Source organism: Streptomyces sp. 4F14 (assembly GCF_048159485.1).
Classification (GTDB): domain Bacteria; phylum Actinomycetota; class Actinomycetes; order Streptomycetales; family Streptomycetaceae; genus Streptomyces.
In genome coordinates, this window is record NZ_JBLRVY010000055.1 from 1 (window position 1) to 14,811 (window position 14,811).

The following is a 14,811-nucleotide window of genomic DNA, read 5'->3' on the forward strand; positions in this document are numbered from 1 at the left end:
CATTCTCGCTGGTCAGAGGCACTTTCTGCTTTCCTGACCGCCTGCCGGACAGCCCGCTTCATGAAAGCGCGAGGTTAGACGCAGAGTTCGAAGACGGTACACCCGTAAGGTTCCTGCTCTCCGATGTCCCGGCTGTGCACCCCTCCGAACGGGACGACGACCTTCCCGAGGGGATGGGGACTGTCGTACCGGTGGCCTCCGGACAGCGGATCGCTGCCGAGTTCACGGCGGGCGCGCTGCGGATGGCGCTGCAACCGCTGAGACCGCTGCTGCGGGAGGTGCACGACGTCGTGCTGGCCGTGCCGCAGCCGCCGAGCGAGTTGAGTGTGGCTTTCGGAGTACAGGTCGGACAGGACCTGAGGTTCGGGATCGTCGGCGGCGGTGCGCAGGCGCACCTCACGGTCACCGCGACGTGGAGACCTCCCTCGGCCGATGCGGGTCCGTCGGCGGCACCGGCGGCGGAGTGAGCCGTGGGCTGGTTCCTGGGCGGGACGGCTCCGGACGAGGATCCGTCCCACCACGTGGTGTCCGTGCGCCGCGCGGACACCGACCGGACCGCGGGAGCGGGTGTGGTGATCGGCGTCGGCACCGTCCTCACCTGTGCGCACGTCGTCAACGACGCGCTGGGCCGTGCTCCGTTCGATCCCCGCGAACCCGGTCTCGGGACGGTTCCGGTGGACCTGCACGGCAGGCTCGGCTCGCGTCGGCATTACGCTCATGTGGAGCACTGGATCCCGCCACGTTCCGCGAACGGTGGCAAGGTCCGTGAAGGGGACCGCACCTGGCTCGGAGACCTGGCGGTGCTGCGCCTCGAAGGGACCTCAAGCGACCTGCCCGTGCCACCGCGCAGGGCCATGATGTCGCCCCACCAGCGGGCGCTAGCGTGGCACGGCGGCGGCGATGAATCGTCGTTCGCCGAGGTCACCGTCACCATGATCACCGGTCCTGTGGGTTACGTCGACGGAGCACCCACCGGCAAGGCCGTGGGGCCCGGCTATAGCGGCGGTCCCCTGTGGTCCTCGGACCATCACGCGGTGGTCGGCCTGGTCGCCGCTCACTTCATGCCAGAGCGGGACCCGGCCTCCGGGAGGTTCGGGCCGTACAGTCCCCAGGACATGATCCGGCGCAGCTGGGTCATTCCCTGGCAGCGCATCGAGGACGAACTGCTTCCGCTGGGAGTCCTGGACGAGGCAGCACCCGATCCGATCGACCTAGAGGACCCGGCCGTCGGAGTGCTGGCAGCCCTCCTGGCGGAACTGCTTCCTCCGGGGAACGGACGGGTCGAGCACGGCCGGCGGCTGGCCCGCGCGTGCGGTGTCCGGTACGCGAGCGACGTCACCCCTCCCGCCCCAGAGGAGTTCGCCTCGTTCCTCTTCGCGCATCCGCGCGCGCTTCCCGCGCTCACTGCCATCCTGCGTAGTGAACCCGGTGACAGCGCCGACCGTCTCCTGACGGCCGCCGGTCTCGTCCCCACCGCCTTGCTGCTGACCCCTCAGGAGTACGGTGAACTCCGCACCCGCCTGCGGCTCATGGACGACGAGGCGCGCGGCCGGCTGGGGGAAGCAGTACGCGGCGCGCTGCCGCACCTGGCGGTCTACCCGGACGGCAGGGATCTTGACGGGCTGCTCGGCCAGCTGGAGGAGTTCGCAGGAGACGGCCGCCACTCGGAGGGGGAGCAGAGGGTTCCGGCGCTGCTGCGGGCTATGGAGTACGTCGCCGAACTGTGTGCGGAGCCTCTGCGCGCGGAACTGCGGCTCTGGACGAAGGCGGTGGCCGCACGGCTCGGCATCTCCCGGGGAGCTCTCGCCGAACGGCGGGAAGACGCCTTGGTGTGGATCCGCTCCGTACGGGAGCGTTCCGCACGCGTCCGTGTCCTGGTCGAGGTCACCCGCGCGGGACCGGGCCGACATCGGCTGGGGGTCTGGTGCGACGAGGGATCCGGGCTGCGGCGGGTGTCGTGCGAGAGCACCGTGTCGTACACGTCGTCGGAGGCGGCGCAGGAGGTGCTGCGGGCCGTCACCTCGCTCACCATCGCCGCCGGGAGCGCCCCGCCGCCGATGGTCGAGGTGCTGGTGGACCGCGACGGCCTGGATCTGCCGGTCGACGAGTGGGCTGCGCGGATGCCGGGGGAACTCGTGCCCGGTGTGCTCGGCGTGGAGTTTCCTGTGGTCGTGCACTGTCCTGAACTTCTGCGTCGGCATGGACGGTTTCTGTCGCACTGGCGCACTCGCTGGAGCCTCCTCGACTCGGGCGAGTTCTTCACGATCGATGCGTCCATGAATCCCGACACGGTCTACCCGGAGCTGGTCAACCGACTCGATACGGTCCGCGTCTCTGTGGATGTGCCGCCCGGCCGTTCACGGCGCAGAATCGTGCAGACCTGCCTCGCCCTGGGGATCCCGGTGGTGGTGTGGGACCGCGGCTCGAACGAAACGTCACACGTCGTCAGGTACATGGCCGAGGTCGCCACCCGGCAACTGCCGGAAGGAGTACGCGGCTACCGCGCCAACGCCCTGGCCCGGCCACCGGATTTTCCCGGCCGTCCGGTCCTCGCCTGGGCCGACGCCGACCGCGCCGTCCCTCGACTACAGCTGAGCGAACCACAGGAGAGCACATGACATCCGCGTCCGGTTCCGAGGCGGACTGGCGCCTCTTCCGCGGCGACGGCGTCCCCAGGCCCGTCGCCCTGCCGTCCGCACCGCCGTGGCGGCGCTTCTCACCCGTCCCCGGACTGGGCCCGGAGCTGCCGTACCTCATCGAGCACCGGCACGCCGACGTCGTCAACGCCGCGCTTCATCTGCGCCGTCCCCTGCTGGTCACCGGACTCGCCGGGACCGGCAAGTCGTCGCTGGCTCGCGCGATCACGCACGAACTGGGCCTGGGCGAGCTGCTGCGCTGGCCGGTCAACAGTCGTTCCACCGTGGAACGGGCCTTGTACGAGTACGACGCGATCGGCCGTCTGCACGAGGCGTCGCTCAGCCGGGACCGCGGTGAACGCGAGCCGTCCATCGGCACGTTCGTGCGGCTGGGTCCGCTCGGCACCGCACTCGTACCGTCGGTGACGCCGCGCTGTCTGCTGATCGACGAGATAGACAAGGGCGACGTCGACCTGCCGAACGACCTGCTCACCGTTTTCGAGGAGGGTGTCTTCGAGATCGCGGAACTCTCCCGGCTCCCGGAGGACATGGCCGACGTCGACGTGCAGACCCACGACCACGGCGCGACCGTCCGTGTACACCAGGGCCGCGTCCAGTGCGCGGAGTTCCCTGTCGTCGTCATCACCAGCAACGGTGAGCGGGACTTTCCTCCCGCGTTCCTGCGCCGCTGTGTCCGCCTCGCGCTGCCGGTACCCGACGCGGACCGGCTACGAGCCATCGTCGCGGCACACCTGGGCGAGGAGGCCATGCGCGAGGCGGACGACCTGATCGAGGCGTTCCTGCACCGTCGCGCGCCGGGTGAACTCGCCACCGACCAGCTGCTGAACGCGGTGTTCCTGCGCACCGGCGGTGTGGATCTGGATGCGGAGGGGCTCCTCGACGCCGTGCTGCACCAATTGACCGGAGCTCTGTGACCATGCCGGATGGAGGCGGGCTGCTGGGCGAGGCTCTGCGGATCCTGCGGCCCTGCGGACACGGCCTGGAGGAACTCGACGCCGACCAGCTCCTGGACGTGCTGTGGCTGGCCCGGCGCCTGCCCGCCGACCAGGACGCACCGCTGCTGCCACGGCCGGCCGCACCCGGCCCCCGGCCTGCTCCTCCGCCCCCTCCCGAACCGGACCACCGGATCGCCGACGAGCCCACGGCGCCGGACCCTGACGACCCGGGCCTGCCCGATCTCATCCCCCAGGCCCTGTACGGTGCGGCCCGCCAGGCACCAACAGCACCGCTACCGCGGCCCCGGCCGGAGTCCCGCAACGCAATGCCGGTCCGCGTTCCCGAGGACAAGGCACTCGGCGACGAACTCGCTCTGGGCCGCGCGCTGAGACCGCTCAGGCGCCGCCAGGCCAGCCGCCACCGCCGCGAGATCGACGAGAGGCGCACCGCTGCCCGGTTCGCCGAGACCGGCCTGCCGGACGTGGTGGAGCGTCCGGTACAAGAGCGCTGGCTGCATCTGGCGCTGCTCGTCGACGACGGCCTGTCCATGTTGTTGTGGCACCGGCTCGGCGTAGAGGTGCGGGTCCTGCTGGAGCACTTGGGCGCCTTCGTCACCACTCGCGTGTTCGGCCTCGACACCCGGGGACGCGAACCGCGTCTGCGGGCGGCTCCCTTCAGGCCCGACAGCACAGAACTGCCGCTCACCGCGATCAACGATCCCTCGGGCCGCACCCTCGTCCTGACCGTCAGCGACGGCATAGGGGCCGCATGGCGTGCCGGAGCCATGCACCGCCTGCTGGCCGAGCGGTCGGCGTACGGACCGGTCGCAGTGCTGCACACCCTGCCTCCTGAGATGTGGGAGGCGTCCGGTATCGCCGCCGAACGCTGGCAGGTCTCCACCCGGAGGATCGGATCTCCCGGCACCTTCTGGGAGATCACCGATCCGGTACTGCCGCCGGAGCTGTCCGTCTTCGAGGGAGCACCGGTGGCCGTCCTGGAGCCGACGGCCGCGTCCTTGCACCATTGGGCGCGACTGCTCGCCTCCCCCGGCGCCACCGCCGAACTGCCGTTACTGACCCACCCCAGCCAGTACGGCGCCGTCGCCGCTTCCCACGAAGCGGACAGCACCCAGCACTTCAGGGACGCGGCCACCCCAGAGGCTTACCGCCTGGCGGCCCATCTGTCGGCGGTGTCCCCGCTGTCGGTCCCGGTGATGCGGTTGGTGCAGTGCGAGGTACTGGCGGCACAGCCCTCGCACCTGGCGGAAGTCTTCCTCGGCGGCCTGATCCAGCCGCACCCCGCACCCGTCCCCGGTCCTCTGCCGGCGAAGCATCGCGTGTTCGACTTCTCGGAGCAGTCCAAAGCGCTGCTGCTGCACGCGGTGCCACAGGCCGAACTCCTGCGCACCAGCCGTCTGATCGGCCGCCGGCTGGAAGACCTCGCCGGCCGGTCCCCCGACTTCCCCGCCTGGCTGGCCCACCCTGACGGTCCCGCGCAACTGGCCACCGCCCACCAACCGTTCACCAGCGTCGAACGGCGGCTGCTGAGCCGTTTCGGAGTGTCCTTCGACCGTGCCTCCCCGCTTCCGGGAGCGGACCGGGAGCAGCCTGCGCTCGAAGCCGTCGACGACTGGGCGCCGCTCACCGACCGGGATCCCGTCCGCCTGGGTGCGTACGAACTGCGCGGTCGACGCCGGGGCCGGCGCACCCTGCTCTACCGGGCCGTGGCCGCCGACGGTGTGGAGGCCGTACTGCGGGTCCCCCGGCCCGACCGGCCGGCCTCGAACGCGCGGTTGCTGGAAGTGGAGGCCGAGGCACTGGCCCGGCTGCGGGGACTGTACGCACCCGCGCTGCTCGCCACCAGGTTCGAGGACTCCCCGCCGTGGTTGGCGATGACACCGATCGTGGACAGCGACGCGCCACGTGCTCGGCCCGCGCACCTCGGGGAGTTCGTCGACGAGGCGTTCCGTAGGAGGACCGCCCCCTTCGACACGCTCCGCGGTCTCCTCGTCGGCTACCACGTGGCCAGCGCCCTCGCCCAGTGCCATGCCGCCGGCCTGGTCCTCACGGATCTCAGCTCCGACAACGTCTACGTGCTGCGCCGCACAGTGGTGCTCGGCGACCTCTCGGACTGCGCCATCGACGGACACCGTCTGGGTGCGGGGCCGGTACTCACGCCCGCAGACAACATCCGCTCGCTCGGCGGACTGCTTCAGCTCATCAGCACCAAAGCGGGGTTGCGCGTACCAGGACTTCCCGAAGGCATGCACCTGTGGCAGGGCGACACCTGGGAACCCCTGAGGAAAATGGTGCTGCGCTGCCAGGACCCTGACTCCGGACGACGGCCGACCGCGAGCGAGGTCGCCGACGCGCTGGCCCGGTACATCGCACTGCACCGTCCCGGCGCCGCCCAGACCCCCGCCGGACACGACGACATCCTCACCGCAGCCCGGGTCCCGGTCGCCCCGCCGCGGGAGACCCCCGCCCAGGTCGCCTTCCGGCTGCCGCGCTTCGGCCCGGGGCGCCGGGAGGCACAAGCCGGCCTGGAACGGCTGCGCTTCCCGCTGACGTACAACAGGCGTCTGACCCTCGTCGGCGCCTACCCCTACAGCGGACGAGCCACGACGACGGTCGTGCTGGGCTCCCTCCTCGCCGCCGTGCGCGGCGAGCCGGTGCTGGCCCTCGACGGCGCACCCACCGAGGGAGCACTCGACGAGTTCCTCACCTCCCGCAACCCAGCCACCGTGCGGGACCTCGCCGCGCTGCGGGCCGACCCGGCGTACGAGGGCGTTCGCGCGCTCACCACCAGGCTCGCCTCCGGACTCCAGGTGGTCGCACACCGTTCGGGCCGCTATACCCCCAACCCGCTGCACGCGCAGGAGTACACGCGGGTGCTGGTGCACACGGCGCCGTACTACTCCTTCGTGCTGACGGACTGGGCACCTCAGCGACTGGACTGGTCGGCCCGCGTCGTCCTCGATCACACGGACCGGCTGATCCTGTGCTGCGGTTCCAACAACTGGTTCCTCGACGGCGCGGTCCGCATCCTCGGCGTGATCCGCGAGAGCGGACACGGACACCTCGCCGACCAGGCTGTCCTGGTCACCACCCAACTGGACGCGTCCTCCCGCCACACGCCGTACGAGAGCTTCGCCCAGCGCCTAGGAATCGGCCCGGAGCGGACGGTCCGGGTTCCCTTCGACAGCGCGTTGCGCTCACCCCGCTGGGAGCCGGACCGGCTGCGGGCAGCGACGACACGCGCATTCCTCCGCCTTGCAGAGCTGGTGGCGGGGCCCGCCTGACCGGGCAACACCCGCTCATGGCTGCTGGACAACCTCGACGACAACGCCTTCGGCCAAGCGGGGACGAGAGTGCTTGGCGCTCAAAGCCGCGCCGCTGTTGGCATCACGCAGGGCCACGGCAATGAGGTTCCGGAGCGTCGAAGTGCAAGTGGGGGTGTTGCTTCGGATGCCGGTCGAGGGCTGGGTGTGAATCTATGAGCCAGTGCCTGGTCGCAGGGCTTTGATCGTCACATACAGCTGTGTCGTCCTGACCCTGGATCAGGCTCCTGTGCGTGGTCAGTCACGAGCACAAGGAAGTCGGTCCGTACGTGACGGGCTGACCATGCCTAGGGGTGCAAGTAGGCAGTGGCCAGGCGACGAAGGGAGCAGCAGAATCCGGGCCTTGGTTGATCTCGGCGACTCTCACCTGGGTTGGCGCCGGAGGGAAGGGCGTTCGTGTGTCGTGGCTCGTTGGATGCGCGAAGCGGTCCGTTTTCCTCCGGGGAGGGACGGACCGCTTCGGGTTCTCGCTGGGCGGGGCTAGTTGAACTCTCCCGCGTTCACGGCGCTGATGAAGGCGGTCCAGGGGGCGGCGGGGACTATGAACGCGGCGCCGTGGGGGAGCTTGGAGTCGCGGACGGCCATGGCGTCGGTCATCCTTCCGCCTTGGACGCACTCGCCGCCCTGGTCGTTGCTGTAGCTCGACGAGAACCAGTCGAGGGCCATCGCGCCGGTTATCCTCCCGCCCTGGACGCACTGACCGCCCTGGTTGTTGCTGTAGCTGGACGAGAACCAGTCGACGTTCAGGTCATCGGCTCGGATGGGCATCAAAACTCCTTGCTTGCTGCGTAGATCATGCTCTGGGACTCCTTGTAACCCGGAGCGAGTGCCTGAAGGTCGCTGAACGCCTGCCCGTACTTCTTCACGTCGTCCTCGCGCCGCGACACACCTGCGCTGGCGAAGGTTTCGAGATAGACGATCGGCTTGAGGGCGAGTGCTCCGAACTTCAGAAGCGTGAAAGCACCGTTCATGCCTCGGTGCGCCCCGAGCGCGAACGGCATGACCTGGATCTTGACATTCGGGTTGGAGGAGGCAAGGTCAGCCATGTGGAGGAGTTGCTCCTTGATGACCTTGGCGCCACCGACCTGCCGGAGAAGCACCGCCTCGTTGATGATCGCGGTGAACTCCAGGGCACCAGTCTCCCGGTGCAGGACGTCTTGACGAGTTATGCGAACCGCGACGAGCTTTTCGATCTGCTCGGCTGGTAGACCGGCGTGCGCATGTTCGTGGATGGCACGGACGTAGGCGTCGGTCTGGAGCAGGCCGGGGACGTACTCGCTTTGGTAGTTCTCCATCTTCTCGGCCGTGGCCTCAAGGCCGAGGTACGCCTTGAAGCTCGGTGGGATGACATCCCGGATGCCTTGGATCTGCCACCAGTCCTTCTTGGTCTTGGTGACCTTCGCGTACCCGACGAGCGTGCTCTGCTCCTCGGGCAGCGCGCCGTAGATCAGGCACAGGGCGATCACGTCCGCCGGTTCGACGGTCCCGTTGTCCGCAGTCTCCAGCCGGGTCAGCTTCGACGGCGGCCACGCGAGCGCGCGGCAGACCTCGGCGCCCTTCTTGCCCGCCCTGAGGCGAAGTCGGCGCAGTTCGTTGCTGAGCTGGAGTCGGCACAGCGCGGGTGTCGCTGACTCAAGCGCCGGCATCGCGGAGTCGAACATCTCTGCATCCTCCTGCATGGTCGTCCACAGTCTGACGGCGAACGTTCGACCTGCGCAACGTGCATTTCACGAAACCGCGGAACGTTCGCTGTATTGCTTCAAGCTGATTCCCTGAGTTCGGATTTTGCTGCAAAAACAGTACATCAGAATTCTCTGTTTCGGGTTCCGAGCGGTGCTTCTCACTGCCATCCTGATGTTCCGGCAGGCGCTTCCCGCCTCCCGAACTCCCCTTCATCCGCGCTGCCTTGCGCACCCTCCACGAAGCCGAGGCCCAGCAATGCGTCACAGCACCACTCCCCACCGGGGTCCGACCGGGGTGAACCTGGAGCGCGTCGAGGCCGTGCTCCGGAAGCTCCAGGAACGGGCGCTCACCCGGGTCTTGGCGAACGGACGAGTTCCGCGCGTGTGTCTGTACGCCGAGGAACGGTCGCTGGAGACGGTGCGGGCGTTCGCGGAGGCACGGGGGTGGCGGGCCGGGCACTGGTACTCGGACGACTGCTCCCAGAGCGCGTACGCGGACCGGCCGGGGTGGGGCCTGGTGCGGCAGCAGATCCGGTCCGGGCGTGCCGACGGCGTCGTGATGCCGGCGCACTTCGACGTCGGCCGGGACGAGTACGCGGAGGAACTGGCCTGGTTCAGCGCGCACTTGGCGTTCGTCGCGGTGGTCGAGGGAGGCCGGCGGTGAGGGCGGTGGTACGTCCGTCGGCGGCAACCGGTCATGTGTTGGGGCGGTCCCTGATGCTCTGCGCTCGTCTGGTCGGTCTGACCGAGGTGCGTCGGCGGGACGTCGCGGGGGCTCTGGCCGAGGAGTTCGAGATGGAGATCCCGGCCGACTGCCGGTACGTCCCGGATGTGCGTCGCAGCGCGCGTGAGTGGTTGACCCGAGGTTGCGGGGGTGGGAGGGAAGCGGTCGGTGAACTGGAGTTGGTGGTGTCGGAGTTGGTCACCAATTCGATCCTGCACAGCGAGGCCGATCCGGTGGTGTTGTGGGGGCGGTGTTCGGGTGGGTGGGTGCGGCTGGAGGTGCGTGACGGGTGTCCGTCCGTGCCGGCTGGGGGTGCGGGGGATCTTCTGACGGAGAGGGGGAGGGGCCTGTTTCTGGTCGACGCCGTGGTGCGGGGCCTGGGCGGGCAATGGGCCTTCTCCGCAGGGGACGGTGTGTGGGCCGAGGTCCCGCTCTCCCCTGTTCAGGACGACGTCAACTCCCCTGCCAGGGGGGCGTGATGACGTATCTCGTGTATCACCCGGCGGGTCATGACGACGAACTGCGGATGGCGCTCGTGGAGGTGCAGGCAGGGCATTGGCGGGGCATGCGGGATCTGCTGCGGGTGACGGGCGCGCGATGGAGGTTGCGGACGTCGCGTACGCAGGTGCTGGCGGTGGCGGCGGCTCGCTCGGACGTGGTGGCGCTGTGGCTGCGGGAGGAGCCGGGGTGTTACGACGCGTGGCTGATGAGTGCGCGAGTGGCGGTGGAGCGGGCGTTGCGGGCGCAGCGGAAGCGGCATCCGCAGAGCCTGACGTTCGAGGCGAGGGCCCGTACCGCGGTGTGGGAGGCGATCCACCGGGGCCCGGAGGATCCGGTGGCGTGGGTGTGCCTGCTCGCGCTGGCGCAGCTCGACACGCGACAGGTGCGGGAGGAACACCGGGTGCTGTCCGGCGAGTGGGGATTCCCCAGCGGTCCGTGGGGGCTGCTGAACCGGATCGACCAGCTCGATCCGTTCAACCGGGAGGCGTACCACCGGGTGGTGCAGTTCCTGCTCGCCCGGGACTGCGGGGTCGACTCGTCGCTTGCCGCCGTGCATGACTTCGGCCGGTATGTCGCGGCCCGGCGGCCCGCCGTATCCCCTTTGTTGCTGCTTCCGGCGTACGGGTACGTGGAGCAGAAGCGTCGGGGTGCGGTGGACGGTGCATGGCGGTTCTTCTGGGCGGACGGGCCGATGGTCGCGTGCACGCTGGACGCCTTCCACCAGTGGTTCCACAAGGTTCCGCCGGTGCTGAGGTCGGTGGGGGACCTGAGTCTGCTGGCGTACGCGCTGTGGGTCGGGGAGCGGCGCCGGGAGGCCGCCGAGGTGTTCGAGGCGCTGGAGCCGTACGCGTGCCGGGAGCCGTGGGCGTCGGTCTACACCGGGTCCTCGCAGGCCGATCCCGGCGAGGCCCTGCTCCTGCGTGCCCGCGCTGAGTCCTTCTCTTCTCACCCGTCGAGGGCCAGGGACCGCAGGTGACTCACGCCCCGGTCCACGCATGGCGTCAGCCTGTCCTCTTCTTCCGTGACTTACGTTCTGGAGGTTTGTCTGTGGCTCGTCCGAGTCCTGATCGTCGTGAGGTTCCCCGTAAGGCCGACGCGGAGTACTTGCGGGAGCTGGGATACGAACCCGTCCTCACCCGCCGCATGGGCCCCTTCGGGAACTTCGCGGTCAGCTTCTCCGTGATCAGCGTCCTCAGCGGCTGCATGACCCTGTACGGGTTCGGCCTGAATACAGGCGGCCCCGCTGTCATGCTGTGGGGCTGGGTCGCGGTCGGCGCGATGGTGATGTTCGTCGGCGCCGGACTCGCCGAAGTCACCTCCGCCTACCCGACCTCGGGCGCCCTGTACTACCAGGCCGAGCAGCTCGGCGGACGGAAGTGGGGCTGGTACACCGGCTGGCTCAACCTCCTCGGCCTGCTCGGCGCGATCGCCGGCATCGACTACGGCGCCGCCCTGTTCACCGGCGCGTTCCTCAACCTCCAATGGGGATTCGAGCCCACTCCGGGGAAGATCATGGTCATCTTCCTGTGCATCCTCGCCCTGCACCTCACCCTGAATCTCCGCGGGGTGCGCCTGGTGAGCATCCTCAACAGCATCAGCGTCTGGTGGCACGTCGGCGGCGTCCTGGTCATCGTCGGCGCGCTCGCCATCGTCCCCTCCCGTCACCAATCGCCGGAGTTCGTGTTCGGGGAGTTCGTCAACAACACCGGCTGGTCCAGCCCTCTCTACGTCGCCCTCCTCGGCCTGCTGCTCGCCCAGTACACGTTCAGCGGCTACGACGCCTCCGCCCACCTCAGCGAAGAAACCACCAACGCCCAAGTCTCCGCATCACGCGGCATCATCCACGCGATCGGCTGGTCCTGGCTCGCCGGGTTCATCCTCCTCGCGGGACTCACCTTCGCGATCCAGGACTACGCCGGCACCGTCGGCAGCGCAACGGGGGTCCCTCCGGCTCAGATCTTCCTCGACGCCCTCGGCCTCACCGGGGCCAAGCTCCTGCTCCTGGTCGTGATTGTCGCCCAGCTGTGCTGCGGTAACGCGGAGACGGCCGCCGCCTCCCGCATGGTGTTCGCGTTCTCCCGCGACGGCGCCCTGCCCGGCTCGGCCCTGTGGCACCAGGTCGACTCCCGCGGCACCCCGCGCAAAGCGGTCCTGCTCACCGTCGTCTGCGCCGCACTCCTCGCCCTCCCCAGCCTCTACAGCCCGGTCGCCTACGCGGCGATCACCAGCATCAACGTCATCGGCATCACCCCCGCCTACGCCATCCCAATCTTCCTACGCGTCAAGAACCGCCACCGCTTCCGGCCCGGACCGTGGAACCTCGGGAGCTGGGGCGTGATTGTTGGCACCGTCGCTGTCCTGTGGGTCGTGTTCGTGACGGTCCTGTTCTGCCTCCCCCAGACCGCCCCGGTCTCCGTCGACACCTTCAACTACGCGCCCGTCGCGCTGCTCGTCGTTCTCCTCCTGGCCTGGGCCTGGTGGCACAAGCAGGGCGGTATGTACAAGGTCCCCGCAGCGGACGGTTCAGCCGCCGCGTTCGAGAACGAGGTGGTCTGAGTGGCGACCAGTACATTCTCCGAGGAGTCCGATGCCGGTTTCACGTCCGCGCACCAGACGACGGAGGAGCAGCAGGCCACGGCTCCCGTGGCGTTCTCCGACCTGTGCGAGGAGGTCGCGGCCGGGCTCATCGACACGGTGCTCCTCGCTGTCCCGGATCTCCTGGGCCGGCTGAAGGGGAAGCGGTACGACGCGGAGTACTTCGTCCGGCGGGTTGCGAAGAAGGGTGCCGGGATGTGTGCGTATGTCCTGGCCACCGACGTCGAGATGAGCCCGGCGGACGGTTTCGCGCTGACCTCGTGGGAGCACGGCTACCAGGACCTGCTGGTGCGGCCGGAGCTGACGTCGATCCGGATGATGCCGTGGGAGGCGCGCACGGCGCTGGTCATGGGGGACGCGATGACGCCCGACGGCACGCGGGTTCAGGTCGCGCCCCGGGAGATCCTGCGCCGCCAGCTGGACCGGCTGTGGGCGCACGGCCTGTATCCCATGGTGGGGATCGAGACGGAGTTCTCCCTCTACCAGGGCACGTACGCCGAGGCTGAGGAGAGCGGGTACCGGGATCCGCGTCCGGTGGCAGCGGGGAACCTCGACTACGCCCTCGACCACGACCCCGCCTCCGACCGCTTCTTGCGTCACCTCCAACGCACCCTGAAAGGTGCACGGTTACCGGTGGAGGCGATCAAGACCGAGGCCGGTCCCGGGCAGGCCGAACTGACCTTCCGCTACGGAACCGCGCTCGCCGCCTGCGACCAGCATCTGCTGTTCAAACACGCGGCCCGCGCACTCGGCGCCCGCGCCGGACTGACCCCCACCTTCATGGCCGCCCCCGAAACCGGCCGCGCCAACGGCCTCCACCTCCATCTCTCCCTCTGGTCCGGCCCCAACAGCGCGCTGGCCGGATACGACGGAGGTCTGACCGAGACCGGACAGCACGCCATCGCCGGCCTGCTCACCGCCCTCCCCGAACTTGCCCCCTTCTACGCGCCGAACACCAACTCCTACAAACGCTACGTCCCCGGTTCGTTCGCGCCGACCGCGTTCACCTGGGGGTACGACAACCGCACCTGCGCGATCCGTGTCGTCGGCGGACGACGGCTGGGCCTGCGCCGCCTGGAGGTCCGCGTACCCGGGGCTGACGCCAACCCTTACCTCGCCCTCAGCGCCGTCCTGGCCGCCGTCACCTACGGCATCGAGCACCGGCTCGACCCCGGCCCGGCGCAGACCGGCAACGCCTACCGGACCGTGGCCGGCTGCCGTCGCGTGCCGTCCACGCTCACCGACGCCCTCGCCGACTTCCAGGACAGCACCCTCGCCCGCGAGGCGCTCGGGCCGGTGGTCGTCGAGCACTACGCCCGCCTTGCCGAACTCGAACTCGACCACCAGGAACGCGAGGTCACCGACGTCGAACGGCGCCGCTGGCTGACCCGAGCCTGACCACCGGCTTCCCGCGCACGGCACCCCCGTGGGGATTCTCCTCAGCCGTGTACGGGTTTCCGGGCCCCGCCGCCGGCCGTCTCTTCTCCCCCGGTGCGGCGGCGGGGCCGCCCCTTCTTCTTGTTCTTCGGTACGCCGGGAGGCCCCGGTGTACCGGGTGTACCTGAACACCTCACAGAAACGAACGGCTGACGTGACGCAATTCAAGTGGCCGCCACCGCGTATCCCGCTCTCCGCGGAGGAGAGAAAAGCGTGCGGGGCGCAGCTGAAGCAGAGATACGAGGGCGGCACGGCCTCCATACGGAGCCTGGCGGCCGAGTGCGGGCGCTCCTACGGGTTCGTGCATCGCGCGCTGACGGAAGCGGGGGCCCGGATCGAGCCCCCGGGAGGCCCGACCTCGCAAGAGGGGCTGAACCGGCCTTTCCAGGTGCTCCGGCTCATTGCCGAGGGCGGAACGCGCAAGGCGGTCGCGCAGGACCTCGGCATCACGGTGAAGGCGGTGCACTTCCATCTGGCGAATGTGCGGCGCAGGACCGGTGCGGGCAGCGGGAGGTGGGGGCTTGCGGCTGCTGTGGAGACCGCCTACGCCACCGGGCTTCTGCCCCGGCCCGCCCTGCTCCCGGACCGTCTCGACCTCACCGAACGGCAGCGCGTGCTGATCCTGCTGCTGGCCGGGGGGCTGACCATCGGACAGATCGCCGCCGCGCTGGACTGCTCGCCCCGGAAGGCAGTCAGCGAATTCCGTGATCTGGAGAAGTCGTTGGGGGCGACGTCGCCCGCGCATCTGATCACACGTGCCCGGCAGTACGGCCTGCCGACGTCGGACGCGGCCGGCGGCTGACCGGGCCTGAACCCGATATCCCCACCGTGAACTGCCCGTGCACGGCACCCCCGTGGACACCTGTCCGCCGTGCACGGATTCCCCGGGCCCCGCCGCCGGGCCGCTCCCCGCCTGACCGGGCGCGGCGGCGGGGCCAC

At 69.6% G+C, this 14,811-nt stretch carries 12 protein-coding genes and 1 pseudogene; 11 read left to right on the top strand and 2 right to left on the bottom strand.

Translation table 11 applies throughout. The annotated features are described in order from the left end of the window. From ACLZOT_RS48920 to ACLZOT_RS48935, 4 genes are all read left to right on the top strand, one after another. A partial coding sequence (locus ACLZOT_RS48920; RefSeq protein WP_416975799.1) for a CU044_2847 family protein occupies positions 1–467 on the top strand: 467 nt, incomplete at its 5' end. A 3-nt stretch (positions 468–470) separates the two neighbouring features. Next, positions 471–2,618: a trypsin-like peptidase domain-containing protein gene (locus ACLZOT_RS48925; RefSeq protein ID WP_416975800.1), complete on the top strand. Its 2,148-nt coding sequence runs from the start codon at positions 471–473 to the stop codon at positions 2,616–2,618. Next, positions 2,615–3,571 carry an AAA family ATPase gene (locus ACLZOT_RS48930; RefSeq protein WP_416975801.1) on the top strand — a complete coding sequence of 319 codons (957 nt, stop codon included), beginning with the start codon at positions 2,615–2,617 and terminating at the stop codon, positions 3,569–3,571. The genes ACLZOT_RS48925 and ACLZOT_RS48930 overlap by 4 nt, the downstream gene beginning before the upstream one ends. Before the next feature lie 2 nt (positions 3,572–3,573). After that, positions 3,574–6,894, top strand: a complete 3,321-nt coding sequence (locus tag ACLZOT_RS48935; RefSeq protein WP_416975802.1) for an SAV_2336 N-terminal domain-related protein — start codon at positions 3,574–3,576, stop codon at positions 6,892–6,894. Positions 6,895–7,413: 519 nt separating this feature from the next. On the opposite strand, the gene ACLZOT_RS48940 is transcribed toward ACLZOT_RS48935, so the two are convergent. Together ACLZOT_RS48940 and ACLZOT_RS48945 are read right to left on the bottom strand one after the other, a co-directional pair. Further along, positions 7,414–7,701, bottom strand: a complete 288-nt coding sequence (locus ACLZOT_RS48940; protein ID WP_416975803.1) for a DUF397 domain-containing protein — start codon at positions 7,699–7,701, stop codon at positions 7,414–7,416. Continuing rightward, complete coding sequence (locus ACLZOT_RS48945) at positions 7,701–8,594, bottom strand: helix-turn-helix domain-containing protein (RefSeq protein WP_416975804.1); 894 nt, start codon at positions 8,592–8,594, stop codon at positions 7,701–7,703. Before ACLZOT_RS48945 ends, ACLZOT_RS48940 begins: the two co-directional genes overlap by 1 nt. 277 nt (positions 8,595–8,871) lie before the next feature. On the opposite strand from ACLZOT_RS48945, the gene ACLZOT_RS48950 reads away from it, so the two are divergent. The 7 genes and pseudogenes from ACLZOT_RS48950 to ACLZOT_RS48980 all read left to right on the top strand — a co-directional run bounded on the left by ACLZOT_RS48950 (position 8,872) and on the right by ACLZOT_RS48980 (position 14,674). Then, positions 8,872–9,279 carry a recombinase family protein gene (locus tag ACLZOT_RS48950; protein WP_416975805.1) on the top strand — a complete coding sequence of 136 codons (408 nt, stop codon included), beginning with the start codon at positions 8,872–8,874 and terminating at the stop codon, positions 9,277–9,279. A 53-nt stretch (positions 9,280–9,332) separates the two neighbouring features. Continuing rightward, positions 9,333–9,818: an ATP-binding protein gene (locus tag ACLZOT_RS48955; RefSeq protein WP_416975806.1), complete on the top strand. Its 486-nt coding sequence runs from the start codon at positions 9,333–9,335 to the stop codon at positions 9,816–9,818. Beyond that, positions 9,818–10,816: a hypothetical protein gene (locus tag ACLZOT_RS48960; RefSeq protein ID WP_416975807.1), complete on the top strand. Its 999-nt coding sequence runs from the start codon at positions 9,818–9,820 to the stop codon at positions 10,814–10,816. The genes ACLZOT_RS48955 and ACLZOT_RS48960 overlap by 1 nt, the downstream gene beginning before the upstream one ends. Before the next feature lie 167 nt (positions 10,817–10,983). After that, positions 10,984–12,396: an amino acid permease gene (locus tag ACLZOT_RS48965; protein ID WP_416975829.1), complete on the top strand. Its 1,413-nt coding sequence runs from the start codon at positions 10,984–10,986 to the stop codon at positions 12,394–12,396. Beyond that, positions 12,397–13,833 carry a glutamine synthetase family protein gene (locus tag ACLZOT_RS48970; protein WP_416975808.1) on the top strand — a complete coding sequence of 479 codons (1,437 nt, stop codon included), beginning with the start codon at positions 12,397–12,399 and terminating at the stop codon, positions 13,831–13,833. It begins immediately after the preceding gene. 193 nt (positions 13,834–14,026) lie between these two features. Then, positions 14,027–14,218 (top strand): annotated as a pseudogene (locus ACLZOT_RS48975) (helix-turn-helix domain-containing protein); the annotation flags it as partial. Between the two features lie 42 nt (positions 14,219–14,260). After that, positions 14,261–14,674 carry a LuxR C-terminal-related transcriptional regulator gene (locus ACLZOT_RS48980; protein ID WP_416975830.1) on the top strand — a complete coding sequence of 138 codons (414 nt, stop codon included), beginning with the start codon at positions 14,261–14,263 and terminating at the stop codon, positions 14,672–14,674. Positions 14,675–14,811: the final 137 nt, after the last annotated feature.

What these genes read in the sequence shown, in the direction of transcription:
- ACLZOT_RS48930 (WP_416975801.1), top strand. Translation starts at nt 2,615, where the DNA reads ATGACATCCGCGTCCGGTTCCGAGGCGGACTGGCGCCTCTTCCGCGGC.
- ACLZOT_RS48935 (WP_416975802.1), top strand. Translation starts at nt 3,574, where the DNA reads ATGCCGGATGGAGGCGGGCTGCTGGGCGAGGCTCTGCGGATCCTGCGG.
- ACLZOT_RS48940 (WP_416975803.1), bottom strand. Translation starts at nt 7,701, where the DNA reads ATGCCCATCCGAGCCGATGACCTGAACGTCGACTGGTTCTCGTCCAGC.
- ACLZOT_RS48945 (WP_416975804.1), bottom strand. Translation starts at nt 8,594, where the DNA reads ATGTTCGACTCCGCGATGCCGGCGCTTGAGTCAGCGACACCCGCGCTG.
- ACLZOT_RS48950 (WP_416975805.1), top strand. Translation starts at nt 8,872, where the DNA reads ATGCGTCACAGCACCACTCCCCACCGGGGTCCGACCGGGGTGAACCTG.
- ACLZOT_RS48955 (WP_416975806.1), top strand. Translation starts at nt 9,333, where the DNA reads ATGCTCTGCGCTCGTCTGGTCGGTCTGACCGAGGTGCGTCGGCGGGAC.
- ACLZOT_RS48960 (WP_416975807.1), top strand. Translation starts at nt 9,818, where the DNA reads ATGACGTATCTCGTGTATCACCCGGCGGGTCATGACGACGAACTGCGG.
- ACLZOT_RS48965 (WP_416975829.1), top strand. Translation starts at nt 10,984, where the DNA reads ATGGGCCCCTTCGGGAACTTCGCGGTCAGCTTCTCCGTGATCAGCGTC.